Consider the following 13,339-nt stretch of genomic DNA (forward strand, 5'->3'; position numbering starts at 1 on the left):
ATCTACTATGCAATTTCTTTCATTTATAATGTAACCTTAATTGTTCTTGTTGACAAATATCTTATACTGTTAGTGTTAATATTTTTTCTCATATGATGCACCTATGAAATCTCCCTTTAATAAACGTTTCCTATCATATATAATGAGTTTATTGAATATTTTAGCAGCGGAAGAAAGGAATAATATGATTAGACTAATTGCATTAATGATACTTGTACTTCCCGGTGTTTTAGCGGTATACGGAATTAAATTAATGAGGGATATGGTATTTGGCATTTTACAAAGCCCTTTCCCATCTTTACCTTTGCAGTTTGTGTGTGGATTATTATTTGTTATATTAGGAATTGGCTTTATTGCCGGATTTATTTTGCATCGTGATCGTAAAAGAAATAAAGTGCAAGACCGTTTTAAGAAAGAATCATAAAAAGCGTCAGCATAATAAAAATGCTGACGCTTTTTTGTTTATTCGTGTGGACGATATGTTCACACGCCTAGCTTTTTCAAGAAGCCTTATGCTCTAACCTTAACTTATCGGCAACCATTGCAATGAATTCTGAGTTTGTTGGCTTGGCCTTTGTCATGCTGACTGTATAGCCAAATAAAGAAGAGATAGAGTCAATATTTCCTCTGCTCCATGCCACTTCAATTGCATGACGAATTGCCCTTTCCACTCTACTAGCTGTTGTATTATACTTCTTGGCAATGTCAGGATACAGAACTTTTGTAATTGAGCCAAGTAACTCAATATCATTATATACCATTGAAATCGCCTCTCTTAAATATAAGTAACCCTTTATATGAGCAGGCACACCAATTTCATGTATGATACTTGTAATACTTGCATCGAGATTTTTGGGTTTTGTCTCTGCTTGTGAACGGTAATTGGTTGTAGAAGGTGATTTACGAATCATCGGACTTGATTTTCCGCTCACTTGGCGGATATGACTAGCCAAATTATCCATGTCAAAAGGTTTCAATATAAAATAAGATGCACCAAGATCAACAGCTTTCTTTGTCACGTCTTCTTGACCAAAAGCAGTTAACATAATAACGCTAGGAAGAGTTTTTAAGTTAAGTTCTCTCATTTTTTCGAGAACTGCAAGTCCATCAAGATGCGGCATAATGATGTCTAATACAAGCACATCTGTTTCGATTTCATCAAGAATATTTAAACAGTCTTGTCCATTATGCGCCACTCCGACTATTTCCATATCTTCTTGAGAAGAAATATACTCTTCAAGTAAAGCTACTAGCTCTCGATTGTCATCAACTACACATACTTTGATTTTTTTCACTAATTTTTTCCTCCTCAACCCATAGTTGAATCTATTTTCTATTTTTTTGTCTCTATTTGCTAAGTGACAATTTCGACAAAGGGGATAAAAATCCTTTACCAAATTTTATTTTTCTTTAAAAAACTAATAAAATCTTAAGTTTTCTTTGTTTTCCTCTATTTTTCGACTATAATCGATATCTTTCTTCTTCATTGTCGAAAAATCTTTGTTTCTTTGCTTATTTTAACATATATATGTTAGTCATGCTTTTTCAAATTGAATGATTTAAATCCACATTCACCTTATATATCTAAACAAACAAAAAAGCGGGCAAAACCGCTTTTTTGTTTAAGATGCTCGCTCTTCATGGTTTTCGTAAATATTAATGCCCGCTTCATTTAACATCCATTCAATATGCACACCATAACCACTGGTCGGGTCATTCACAAAAACATGTGTTACCGCTCCTATAACCTTGCCCTTTTGAATAATCGGGCTGCCACTCATACCCTGGACAATACCCCCTGTTTTTTCGAGCAATTCATCGTCAGTGACCTTAATGACCATTCCTTTTGTAGCAGGAAATTTTTGCGGGATCGTACTAACAATTTCGATATCAAACAGTTGAACTTTATCATTTTCAACGACTGTTAGAATTTTTGCTGGTCCTTCCTTTACTTGATGTGAAAGAGCAATTGGCATTGGTTTATCCATTAGCCCGTTAGCCAATCCACGATTAAGCCTTCCAAAAATGCCAAATGGACTATTTCGATCAATGTTGCCTATAACTTCTTTTTCATCTTTAAAGCGTGCTAATTTTTCTCCTGGATTCCCATTACTCCCCTTTTCAATGGAAGTAACAGTAGACCGTAGTATTTGACCATCATCAACGACAATTGGCCTTTTTGTATCCATATCAGAAATAACATGACCAAGAGCACCATATTTTTTTGATTGTGGATGATAAAAAGTCATTGTGCCTATTCCAGCCGCTGAATCACGTATATATAATCCAAGCTTAAAGTTTGGTTCATTTTTATCTTTCAATGGTAATAATTCTGTCTCAAATTTCCCTTCATCACGAGTAACTGATATTTTTAGGGGTTTACCACTATCTCCTGCTGCTTGTACAAATGGAGCAACATCAGACATTTTTTCAATTTTTGTTCCGTTTATTTCTGTAATAATATCACCTATTTTAATACCTGCTAAATCTCCCGGTGACATCTTTCCATTTATTGTATTAATTTGGTGATGTCCGACCACCAATACGCCAACTGTATTCAATTTTACACCTATTGATTGCCCACCCGGTATAACTTTAAAGTCCTTTAAAACTTCCACATCTACTTTTTTTATCGGAAAACCAGCCAAATCAAGAAACATTTCATTCTTGCCTGGTTCATTAGCAGAGAGTGTAATGACTTCTTTATCCTGAACAACCGCCAATTGTCCATCGGGTGCTTGTGTTGTTGCATTTACTGTTTCCGCCATATTATATCGTACTTGTTCACCCTCAAATACGGTAAGGTTTATAGGAATGTGAATATACTCTTGAAACGGTTTAGAAAATCCTATACATATGATTGAAACAAGGAGAATTCCACCAATTATTTTTCTCAATATATCTCTTGTCATTTCAACACTCTCCTCGCTTCTTGTTTCATGGCTACATATATAATTTTGCCTGCTTCAAGAGCAATTATAACTGGCAACTTAATAAAAAAAGCTACCCTCCATTGGATAGCTTTTCATGGTATTTTTACATTTTTGGCAAGGCTCAGTAATTCCTTCGCATGCTCCCTTGTCAGTTCAGTCATTTCCACACCAGAGATCATACGACCAATTTCTTTAATCTTTTCCTCGTCATCCAACGGCTTTACCGTTGTTTTTGTACGGCCAGCTTTGAGTGTTTTAGAAATAAATAAATGCGTATCTGCCATTGCAGCTACTTGTGGCAAATGGGAAATGCAAAGAACTTGCGAATCAATCGCTACTTGATGAATTTTTTCGGCTATAGCTTGTGCGACTCTTCCACTTACCCCTGTATCAACTTCATCAAAAATAATAGATGTTACCCCTTGATGTTTAGAAAAGATACTCTTTAAAGCAAGCATAATTCGGGATAGTTCACCACCTGATGCAATTTTTGATAATGGTTTTAACGGTTCTCCTGGGTTAGTGGATAAGTAAAATTCGACTGTATCAATACCTTTTTTATGAAAGCTTTCTTTATCCGTAATAAAATGGACCTCAAATACAGTCTTTTCCATATAAAGTGCTTTTAATTCACGATGAATCATTTTTGTTAATCGTTCCGCAGCATTTCTTCTTAATTCACTCAATTCCTTTCCTTCGACAAGTAAATCAGCTTGTAATTCTTTAGCCTGCTTGAGCAAGTGTTCGATATGAGTTTCTTTGTTGGTTAATGTTTCAATTTCTTCCTCAATCTTTGCAACATATTCCAATATTTCCTCTATTGATGGTCCATATTTTCGTTTGAGCATATTGATTTCATTTAATCGCTCTTCAATTTCATTCAATCGAACAGGATCAAATTCCATAAAATCTAATTTACTCCTTAAAATAGCTACCGTGTCCTCTAATTGATAAAAACTGTTGGCAACAACTTCTTGCAACTCAACTAACTCTTCATCAACTTCTGCCGATTGTTGAAGGTGATTCATAGCTAAACTAATCCAATCAAGCCCTTTTTGTTCTCCTTGCAAAGCATTATAGCTAATTTTTACGCCTTCATACATCTTCTCAAAATTAAGTAAGCGGTTTCGCTCTTCTAAAAGTGCATCATCTTCATTGAATTTTAAATTGGCGTTTGTTATTTCTTCATATTGAAATTGAATAAGATCCAGGCGATGAGCCATTTGCTGTTCATTTTCTGTTAATGTCTTGATTCTTTTCATTGTTTGCTCGTATTCTCTATAGACCTCTTCGTATTCTTGTCTGCTTTTAGCGATTTTGGTACCACCAAATTGATCTAATAAAGGCAAATGCAAACTTTCATTCATTAATTCTTGGTGTTCATGTTGACCATGTATGTCAATTAGAGTACTACCAATTTCTCGAAGAATAGAAATGGTTACAAGTTTTCCATTTATTCGACAGACACTTTTACCTGATTTAGATATATCTCGTCTTAGAATCAACATTCCTTCATCGATATCTATACCAAATTCTTGCGCCCGTTTGTAACACGGATGTTGTTCATCATCTAATATGAATAAACCCTCTATCTCAGCTTTCTCTTCACCATGTCTTACATACTCTGAAGAACCCCTGCCACCAACAAGCAGGTGAACGGCGTCAATAATAATTGATTTTCCTGCTCCTGTTTCTCCTGAAAGCACAGTTAGACCTTTATTAAAGGCAATTGTGATTGATTCGATAATAGCAAAGTTTCTAATTGATATTTCATTTAACACTGACATTTCACCCCAGCTTATAGCATTTCTAAAAATCTTTTGGAAATCACTTCAGCTTCTTCAGGTGTTCGACAGATAATTAAGCAAGTATCGTCGCCACAAATTGTTCCTAATATTTCATCCCAATCTAGGTTATCCATCAATACACCAATCGCCATTGCATTCCCTGGCAAAACTTTCATCACAAGTAAATGACCGGCAGAATCTAGACGAACAAATGCATCCATTAAGTTACGCTTTAATTTTTGTAAAGGGTTAAAGCGTTGATCAGCTGGTAAACTGTACTTATATCTTCCATCCAAAAGGGGAACTTTCACTAAATGTAGTTCTTTAATATCTCTTGAAACCGTTGCTTGTGTGACGTTAAACCCAGCATTTCTTAACTCTTCTACTAGTTCATCTTGGGTTTCAATATCATTGTTCGTAATTAAATCCCTAATCTTAATATGTCGTTGTCCTTTATTCATTCTTTTCACCTCTATGAATACAAAGCGCTGCCTGAAATCAGCAACACGATTCTTATTATCTTTTAATTCATATGTTAGCTGATTTTCTCTATATTGTACAATTTATTCTGCATAATTTGTGTTTTTTTGGTAAAAAAGATTGTTTCATAAGAGAATTTCAAATCTCATTTATATCCGTTATGATGCCTGACACAAAAGAACAGGCTGGAAAATGCTCCCCTAGCCTGCTCACTTTAGTCTGTGTTCATTCTTTCAGTTTTGCTTTTAATTGCTTGTGGGCTTCTTCTACTACTGATTGGATATCAAAATCATTGGTAGCATGCACTTCCTCTGAACCATGTGGCCACTGCAAATGAGCGAGGAATTCAATATTACCATCTCCACCTGTAATCGGAGAATAGGATAAGCCTTTAATATGATATCCTTCCGTTTGAGCGAAGGTTAGAATTTTATCAATTACTTGTTCATGTACTGACGAATCACGAACAATTCCCTTCTTCCCAACTTGTTCTCTTCCTGCTTCAAATTGAGGCTTGATTAATGCGATCACGTCGCTACCAGGTACGAGTAATGTTCGCAAAACAGGAAGAATTAGTTGTAAAGATATAAATGAGACATCAATGGAAGCTAAATTTGGCATTTGACCGACTAAATCAGCAGGTGTAACATAGCGAAAATTAGTCCGCTCCATTACAACCACACGTTCATCCTGTCTTAGCTTCCAGGCTAACTGATTATATCCAACATCTAGGGCATAAGACATTTGTGCCCCATTTTGCAATGCACAATCTGTAAAGCCCCCTGTTGATGCCCCAATATCTAATAGAATTTTATCTTCAACGGTTAAATCAAATACCTCTAATGCTTTTTCGAGCTTTAAGCCACCTCTACTTACGTAGGGCATTGCTTTCCCTTTGATTTGTAATGGAATATCACTCTTTACCTTTTCTCCAGGTTTATCTAGCCTCATTTCATTACTATAGACGATGCCTGCCATTACCGCTCTTTTTGCTTTCTCTCTTGTTTCTGCCAAGCCTCGTTCTACAAGAAGAACATCCACTCGTTCCTTTTTACTCATTATCGCTTCATGCCCTCTTTTGTTTTTTTTCAGCTAATCTACTCATGCGCTTTACAATTTCTTCAGATGTTAAATTTATCTCTTCTAAGAGTTTGTCCACACTACCATGTTCAATAAAATGATCCGGGATACCAAGTCTATCCACTTTCGCATGATGGTAATGATGATCATGAGCAAATTCTAACACGGCGCTACCAAATCCACCTTGTAAGACGGCTTCTTCAACTGTCAAAATAGGCATGTTCATACTAAAAATATCATGTAACATTGTCTCATCTAATGGTTTAATAAAACGGGCATTAACAACTTTTACTGAATAGCCTTTCGCTTCAAGAAGAGCTGCCGCTTCCATAGCCATTGGAATGGTTGTTCCAAATGTTAAAATAGCTGCGTCTTTACCTTCTTTTAACACTTCCCATGAACCAATTGGAAGTGCCGTCATCTTCTCATCAATCTCAACTCCAAGTCCATTTCCTCTTGGAAACCTCATTGCAATTGGACCATCATTGTATTGAATAGCGGTATATGTCATATGACGACCTTCATTTTCATCTTTTGGCATCATCAGTACCATATTTGGTAAATGTCTTAAAAAGGCAATATCGAAAACACCTTGGTGCGTTTCTCCATCAGCACCTACTAACCCAGCACGATCGATCCCAATAAAAACATTTAGGTTTTGCCTAGCAATATCGTGGACCACTTGATCATACGCTCTTTGTAAAAATGTCGAATAAATTGCTAAAAATGGCTTCATTCCTTGTGTAGCAAGACCTGCCGCTACTGTAGCCGCATGTTGTTCCGCTATTCCTACATCAAACATGCGATCGGGAAATTCACTTGCAAAACCTTCTAACTTAGATCCCACAGGCATCGCAGGCGTAATGGCAACAATTCGTTCATCTTCTCTTGCCAATTCTCTGACTGTTTCACTAACTAACTTACTCCATGCCGGTGCAGTATTAACAGGTTTCAGGAAGTCACCTGTTTCCGTTTTATAAGGGCCTGTTCCATGCCAAGTACCAACTGTATCACGTTCTGCAGGTTCAAAACCCTTTCCTTTTTTCGTAATTACATGTAAGAGAACTGGACCTTCTGTTTTCTTGGCATAATTAATGTTCTCAAATAATTCTTCATAATTATGACCATCAATTGGTCCAAGATAAGTAAAGCCGAGTTCCTCAAAAAACACGCCTGAAACAAGTAAATACTTTAAGCTATCTTTTAATCTTTCAGCTGTTGAAGCAATTTTACCACCGACAGCTGGGATCTTTTTCAGAAAAGCTTCTAACTCATCTTTTGCCCATTGGTATTTCCCCGCAGTTCTAAGACGACCTAAAACATTATGAAGGGCGCCAACATTAGGAGCGATTGACATTTCATTATCATTCAAAACAACAATCATGTTTTTCTGCTCGTGACCAATATGGTTGAGCGCTTCTAATGCCATTCCACCAGTCAAGGCACCGTCCCCTATTACTGGTATCACATGGCTATTTTCTTTTTTAATATCTCTTGCAATGACCATTCCCATAGCACCTGATAAAGAGGTGGAGCTATGGCCGGTTTCCCATACATCATGAGGACTTTCGATCATTTTAGGAAACCCGCATAATCCTTTATACTTTCTTAACGTATCGAATTGGCTAGCTCTACCAGTAAGGATTTTGTGAACATATGACTGATGCCCAACATCCCATAAAATTTTATCTGTTGGGCTATCAAACGCTTTATGCAGAGCAATGGTCAATTCAACAACACCTAGATTAGGCCCAATATGGCCACCAGTAACTGACAATTTTTCAATCAAAAAATGTCTAATTTCCGAGGCTAGATTCTCTAATTCCTCATTAGAGAGCTTCTTTAAAAAGCTTGGGTCTTTAATTGATAACAGATCCATAAGACGGATCACTCACTTTCATTACTTATTCATAAATTGAGTATACTTCTTCTCATTTCCTTTTCATGATTAGTACTAGATTACAGCAAAAATAAAAATAAGCCAAATGTTATCCCTTTTAATGGTTTCTTTCAGCTAGCATATCTGTAATTTTTTCCAAGTAATAAGTATTCAAACCTGTTTTTGCTAATTTTTCTTTCGCTAACTGTGTATGCTCATCAAGAGCTGCTTTTGCACCATTCATTGTTAATATGCTTGGATAAGTACTTTTCGCATTGACTTCATCACTACCTACCGGCTTACCAATTAGTTCCTCAGAACCTTCTAAATCTAAAATGTCATCTCTTATTTGGAAGGCTAGACCTAAATGTGTGGAAAATTCAAGTAAAAGCTGCTTTTCCTTATCTGAGGCACCAGCTAAAATGGCACCAGCCATGACACCAAAACTTAGTAACTTTCCTGTTTTATGTACATGAATGTATTCTAATTCAGGAAGTGTAAGTGTTTTCTTTTCACCCAACATATCAGCAACTTGGCCACCAACCATGCCTTCTGCTCCTGCTGATTGAGCAAATTCTTTAATTAAAGCTAATTTAGCTTCAGGAGAAGCAAATGCTTCATCCGTTTCTGCAATTAATTGAAAGCTAAAAGTTAAAAGCGCGTCCCCTGCTAAGATTGCATTGGCTTCCCCATACACTTTATGGTTTGTCGGCTTTCCTCTTCTTAAATCATCATCATCCATACTAGGAAGGTCATCGTGAATAAGAGAGTATGTGTGCACCATTTCAAGTGCGCATGCACTGTTAAGCCCTTTAATTGTTTCTTGTCCATAAGCAGCTAAAGTAGCGAAGAGCAATAAAGGTCTGATGCGTTTACCTCCAGCCGATAAAGAATATTGCATTGCTTCTTTTAGCACAGCTGGAGATTCTAATCTCTCTACAAAGGATGCCATTTTCTCTTCCAGTAGTGTTTTATGATGTTGTGAAAAAGCTTGTAGTGACTCACCCATTCTCCCTACTCCTCCTCATGTATAACAAACGGCTGTTTTTTTCCATCATCAGTAATCATTTCTGTTAATTGTTCTTCTACATTTTTTAGTTTATCGTGACAAAGCTTGGAAAGTTCCATCCCATTTTTATAAATGGAAATAGCCTCTTCTAGAGGGACATCCCCTTCCTCTAACTTTTCTACGATTTGCTCAAGCTGCTCCATTGCTTCTTCGAAAGTAGGTGTTTTCTCTTTAGCCATTACTTTTCACCTCGATTATCGATTATATTCTTTACTTCAGCTAAGATCGTTCCATCTTTTACCTTTACTTTTATTTCGTCATTTTGTTTAACTTGATGAATAGATTTGATGAGTTCTTCTTTTTCCGAATACAGTAAACTATAACCACGGTCCATAATCTTTAAAGGACTTAACGTCTCTAATTTTGATATAAGATGTGAGAATTCCCTTTGCTTTCGCTCATTCATGACATTCATGGAACGCCTTAACCGTTTATTCATATCTATATATAGCTTTCTGCTTTCTATGGCTAATGAGTGTGGTGGTGTTCTTAGCAAGCGTTTTCGTTGCTGATCGACTTGTTCCTGCTTATATTTTAATAAACGTATTGTACTTTTAATTAATTGTTCTTTCGTACGATCAACTTGTTCTAATTTTTGCTCATAAAGTTTTTGGGGGTATCGAAAAGCATAAGATTTCTCCACTCTATGAAGACGTTCAAACTGCCTTGTTAACCTCTCCCTCGTTGCTCGGATCATCCGTGCTTGTTGGTTATGGATCCGTTCACTTAGGTCATCTATATGAGGCACTGAAAGCTCAGCAGCACCGGTCGGGGTCGGTGCCCTTAAATCTGCGACAAAGTCTGCAATCGTAAAATCCGTCTCGTGACCAACCGCTGATATAATTGGGATAGATGAAGCAAATATCCCTCTAATCACTTCTTCTTCATTAAATGCCCATAACTCTTCAATTGAACCTCCACCTCTACCAACAATTAACACATCAACCTCTTTCCTTTCATTCGCTCGATTGATTTGTTGAGTGATGGAAGGTGCGGCCCCTTTTCCTTGTACAAGTGCTGGGTAAATATAAATAGGAACAGCAGGATATCGGCGTTTCAATGTTGTAATCATATCTCTGATTGCTGCACCAGTTGGTGAAGTAATCAGCCCGATCGCTTTCGGATACTTAGGAATCGGTTGCTTATATTTCTCTGAGAACAACCCTTCCTTTTCAAGTTTCTGTTTTAACTGTTCATAGGCTAGATAAAGGTCACCAATACCATCAGGGGTCATTTCTTTCACATATATTTGATATTGTCCACTTGCTTCATATAAGGACAAATCACCGGTAATAAGAACATTCATCCCATTCTCAGGGACAAATTTCATCGTTTGATTGTATCTTGAAAACATCACTGCAAGAACTCTTGATTTCTCATCTTTTAATGTAAAATACATATGACCACTCGAATGGCGCTTGAAATTTGAGATTTCACCTTTGACCATTACTTGTTGTAAATGTGGATCTCTATCAAATTTCCGCTTTATATATTTTGTTAATGCGTAAACTGTTAAATATCTCTTTTCTTCCATTCTTATCTCCTTCTTTATTACAACGAATTAATTGTAATAGGAAAGTTTAAGCAGCGGATTCAAATGATGTAATCGCATAAAATAGATGCTCTTAATTCTCACTATAATTTTCTTTTATTTTTGATAATACACTATTTATAAACTTTGGCGATTGGTCGTCTCCATACATCTTTGCAATCTCAATGGCTTCATTAATAACAACATTAACCGGTATATCATCCTCGCTAAAAGCAAATTCAAAAGTGCTAAGACGTAGTAAATTGCGATCCACGGTTGCCAAACGATCCAATTTCCAGTTCTCCAGATTGTTAGATATTAATTCATCAATCTGGGCTTTATGCTGAAGAACACCACTGACAAGATGGTTTAAATAAGCATCCTCTCGCTGTTCATCTAACACATGATGAATGGCCTCATTCATTTCCGTTCCACTTAAATCGATTTGAAATAGCGCTTGCAATGCTTTTTCTCTTGCTGTTCTTCTTTTCATTCTTATTTCTCCTTTGTCATTCAATCTATTATATAAATGTCCTCGTGGATTTCTTTAACGACACATAAAAAAACACATAAGAAGATAATAGCATAACTGACTATGATTCGCACAGTGTAGTCAATAATTTTTCCTCTATTTTTACTTACAGTCTGATGAACTTTAAATAATGAGAACATAGTTATTAATATGAATAGACTTATCTAAAATTTGTTGAAACAAACCTTTAAGTCATGAAGCGGATATATCAATACAAAAAAAAGACGACTAAAGACACCGATGTCTCTAGTCGCTTTTTTTGTCTTTTTATATTTCTTGTTCGTATTCATCTTCTTGTTTTTGGCTTTCAAAAAGAATACCAACTACATGAATATTAATTTCTTTCGTTTCAAGCGCTGTCATATTTAATAGAGCTTGACGAATATTATCTTGAATACTTTGTGCAACAGTTGGAATAGATACGCCAAATTTCATTAAACAGTAGACATCCACTTTAATGCCTTCTTCAGCTAATTCGACTTTTACACCTTTTCCATGGTTTTTCTTGCCTAATTTTTCAACTACACCTGATGCGAAGTTGCCGCGCATTTGTGCAACACCTTCCACTTCAGATGCCGCAATTCCTGCAATTACTTCAATTACTTCAGGTGCAATTTCCACCTTACCTAACCCTGTTTCCTCTTGGTTCATTTCTAGAATATTTTGATCGCTCATTTTGAAACCTCCAATTCTTATTCAGATTTCATAACGTCATTCAATTCCAGGAATTTCGTATTAAACTCCCCTGCAACAAAATTCTCATTCTCAAGAAGTCTTAAGTGGAACGGGATTGTAGTATGAACACCTTCAATAACGAATTCACTTAGTGCTCGTTTCATTCTAGCAATTGTTTCCTCCCTCGTATCACCATAAGTAATCACTTTTGCAATCATTGAATCATAATACGGAGGAATCGTATATCCAGGATATGCAGCAGAATCAACACGAACACCTAAACCACCTGGTGGAAGGTACATCGAAATTTTCCCTGCTGATGGCATAAAGTTTTTCGCCGGGTTCTCTGCATTTATTCGACATTCCATCGCCCATCCACTATAAGTAACATCCTGTTGGGTCATACCTAAACGTTCACCAGAAGCAACTTTAATTTGCTCTTTAATCAAGTCAACGCCTGTTACCATTTCTGTTACTGGATGTTCCACTTGAATACGTGTATTCATTTCCATGAAATAAAACTTACGGTTATGATAATCATAAATAAACTCGATTGTACCTGCACCGGTATAATTTACTGCTTCTGCAGCTTTTACTGCAGCTTTCCCCATTTCTTCACGTGTTTCACCATCTAAGGCTGGAGAAGGCGTTTCTTCAAGTAGTTTTTGCAATCTTCTCTGAATGGAACAATCTCTCTCTCCAAGGTGAATCGTATTTCCATAAGTATCTGCTAGTACTTGAATTTCTACATGTCTAAAATCTTCAATGTATTTTTCAATGTATACACCTGCATTACCAAAAGCTGTTAATGCTTCCTGCTGTGTAATGTTGATTCCTTTCGTTAACTCTTCTTCATTACGTGCGACGCGAATTCCTTTACCGCCACCGCCAGCAGTTGCCTTTATAATAACAGGATAGTCTATTTTTTGCACCAATTCAAGCGCTTCACTAATGTCTTCAATAATTCCATTTGAACCAGGTACGATTGGTACGCCTGCTTCCTTCATCGTTTCACGAGCAATATCTTTCGTACCCATCTTGGCAATCGCTTCTGGAGTTGGCCCAATGAATGTAATATGACACTCGCGACATAATTCTGCAAAGTCACTGTTCTCTGCTAGAAAACCGTAACCTGGATGGATCGCATCGCAATCTGTTAACTTCGCCACACTAATGATACTAGTGAAGTTTAAGTAACTATCCTTTGAAGAAACTGGACCAATACAATAAGCTTCATCAGCAAGCTGAACATGTAGAGCTTCTTTATCACCTTCTGAATAGACAGCTACACTTTCAATACCCATTTCACGACATGCACGAATAATACGTACAGCGATTTCTCCTCTATTTGCGATTAATACTTTTTTTATCAT

General features: G+C 36.6%; 13 protein-coding genes. 1 reads left to right on the forward strand and 12 read right to left on the reverse strand.

Annotated features, from left to right (window positions below; translation table 11 throughout):
* The first annotated feature begins 184 nt into the window (after positions 1-184).
* On the forward strand, positions 185-424 hold the full coding sequence (locus MHI57_RS06770; protein ID WP_095373649.1) for a DUF2627 domain-containing protein: 240 nt from the start codon (positions 185-187) through the stop codon (positions 422-424).
* A 76-nt stretch (positions 425-500) separates the two neighbouring features.
* On the opposite strand, the gene spo0A is transcribed toward MHI57_RS06770, so the two are convergent.
* The 12 genes from spo0A to accC all read right to left on the reverse strand — a co-directional run bounded on the left by spo0A (position 501) and on the right by accC (position 13,339).
* Positions 501-1,295, reverse strand: coding sequence for a sporulation transcription factor Spo0A (spo0A, locus tag MHI57_RS06775; RefSeq protein WP_307312941.1), 795 nt, complete (start codon positions 1,293-1,295; stop codon positions 501-503).
* Between the two features lie 327 nt (positions 1,296-1,622).
* Positions 1,623-2,912: a SpoIVB peptidase gene (gene spoIVB / locus MHI57_RS06780; protein ID WP_095372621.1), complete on the reverse strand. Its 1,290-nt coding sequence runs from the start codon at positions 2,910-2,912 to the stop codon at positions 1,623-1,625.
* 113 nt (positions 2,913-3,025) lie between these two features.
* Positions 3,026-4,714: a DNA repair protein RecN gene (gene recN, locus MHI57_RS06785; protein WP_340975440.1), complete on the reverse strand. Its 1,689-nt coding sequence runs from the start codon at positions 4,712-4,714 to the stop codon at positions 3,026-3,028.
* Positions 4,715-4,731: 17 nt separating this feature from the next.
* On the reverse strand, positions 4,732-5,181 hold the full coding sequence (ahrC, locus tag MHI57_RS06790; protein WP_095372619.1) for a transcriptional regulator AhrC/ArgR: 450 nt from the start codon (positions 5,179-5,181) through the stop codon (positions 4,732-4,734).
* A gap of 244 nt (positions 5,182-5,425) precedes the next feature.
* Entirely contained in the window at positions 5,426-6,262 is an 837-nt protein-coding gene (locus tag MHI57_RS06795; protein ID WP_307313730.1) for a TlyA family RNA methyltransferase, read from the reverse strand.
* 4 nt (positions 6,263-6,266) lie between these two features.
* Positions 6,267-8,159: a 1-deoxy-D-xylulose-5-phosphate synthase gene (gene dxs, locus MHI57_RS06800; RefSeq protein ID WP_340975443.1), complete on the reverse strand. Its 1,893-nt coding sequence runs from the start codon at positions 8,157-8,159 to the stop codon at positions 6,267-6,269.
* Between the two features lie 118 nt (positions 8,160-8,277).
* Complete coding sequence (locus MHI57_RS06805) at positions 8,278-9,168, reverse strand: polyprenyl synthetase family protein (protein ID WP_095372616.1); 891 nt, start codon at positions 9,166-9,168, stop codon at positions 8,278-8,280.
* 5 nt (positions 9,169-9,173) lie between these two features.
* Complete coding sequence (locus MHI57_RS06810; RefSeq protein WP_095372615.1) at positions 9,174-9,407, reverse strand: exodeoxyribonuclease VII small subunit; 234 nt, start codon at positions 9,405-9,407, stop codon at positions 9,174-9,176.
* Positions 9,407-10,762, reverse strand: coding sequence for an exodeoxyribonuclease VII large subunit (gene xseA / locus MHI57_RS06815; RefSeq protein ID WP_307312936.1), 1,356 nt, complete (start codon positions 10,760-10,762; stop codon positions 9,407-9,409). The genes MHI57_RS06810 and xseA overlap by 1 nt, the downstream gene beginning before the upstream one ends.
* A gap of 91 nt (positions 10,763-10,853) precedes the next feature.
* The gene (gene nusB / locus MHI57_RS06820; protein WP_340975446.1) at positions 10,854-11,252 is read right to left on the reverse strand and encodes a transcription antitermination factor NusB; all 399 of its coding nucleotides are present in this window, start codon (positions 11,250-11,252) and stop codon (positions 10,854-10,856) included.
* A 306-nt stretch (positions 11,253-11,558) separates the two neighbouring features.
* Positions 11,559-11,966, reverse strand: a complete 408-nt coding sequence (locus MHI57_RS06825; RefSeq protein ID WP_095372612.1) for an Asp23/Gls24 family envelope stress response protein — start codon at positions 11,964-11,966, stop codon at positions 11,559-11,561.
* A gap of 17 nt (positions 11,967-11,983) precedes the next feature.
* Positions 11,984-13,339: an acetyl-CoA carboxylase biotin carboxylase subunit gene (accC, locus tag MHI57_RS06830; RefSeq protein ID WP_095372611.1), complete on the reverse strand. Its 1,356-nt coding sequence runs from the start codon at positions 13,337-13,339 to the stop codon at positions 11,984-11,986.

It is taken from the genome of Cytobacillus sp. FSL K6-0129 (genome assembly GCF_038007625.1).
GTDB classification, from domain to species: domain Bacteria; phylum Bacillota; class Bacilli; order Bacillales; family Cytobacillaceae; genus Cytobacillus; species Cytobacillus kochii.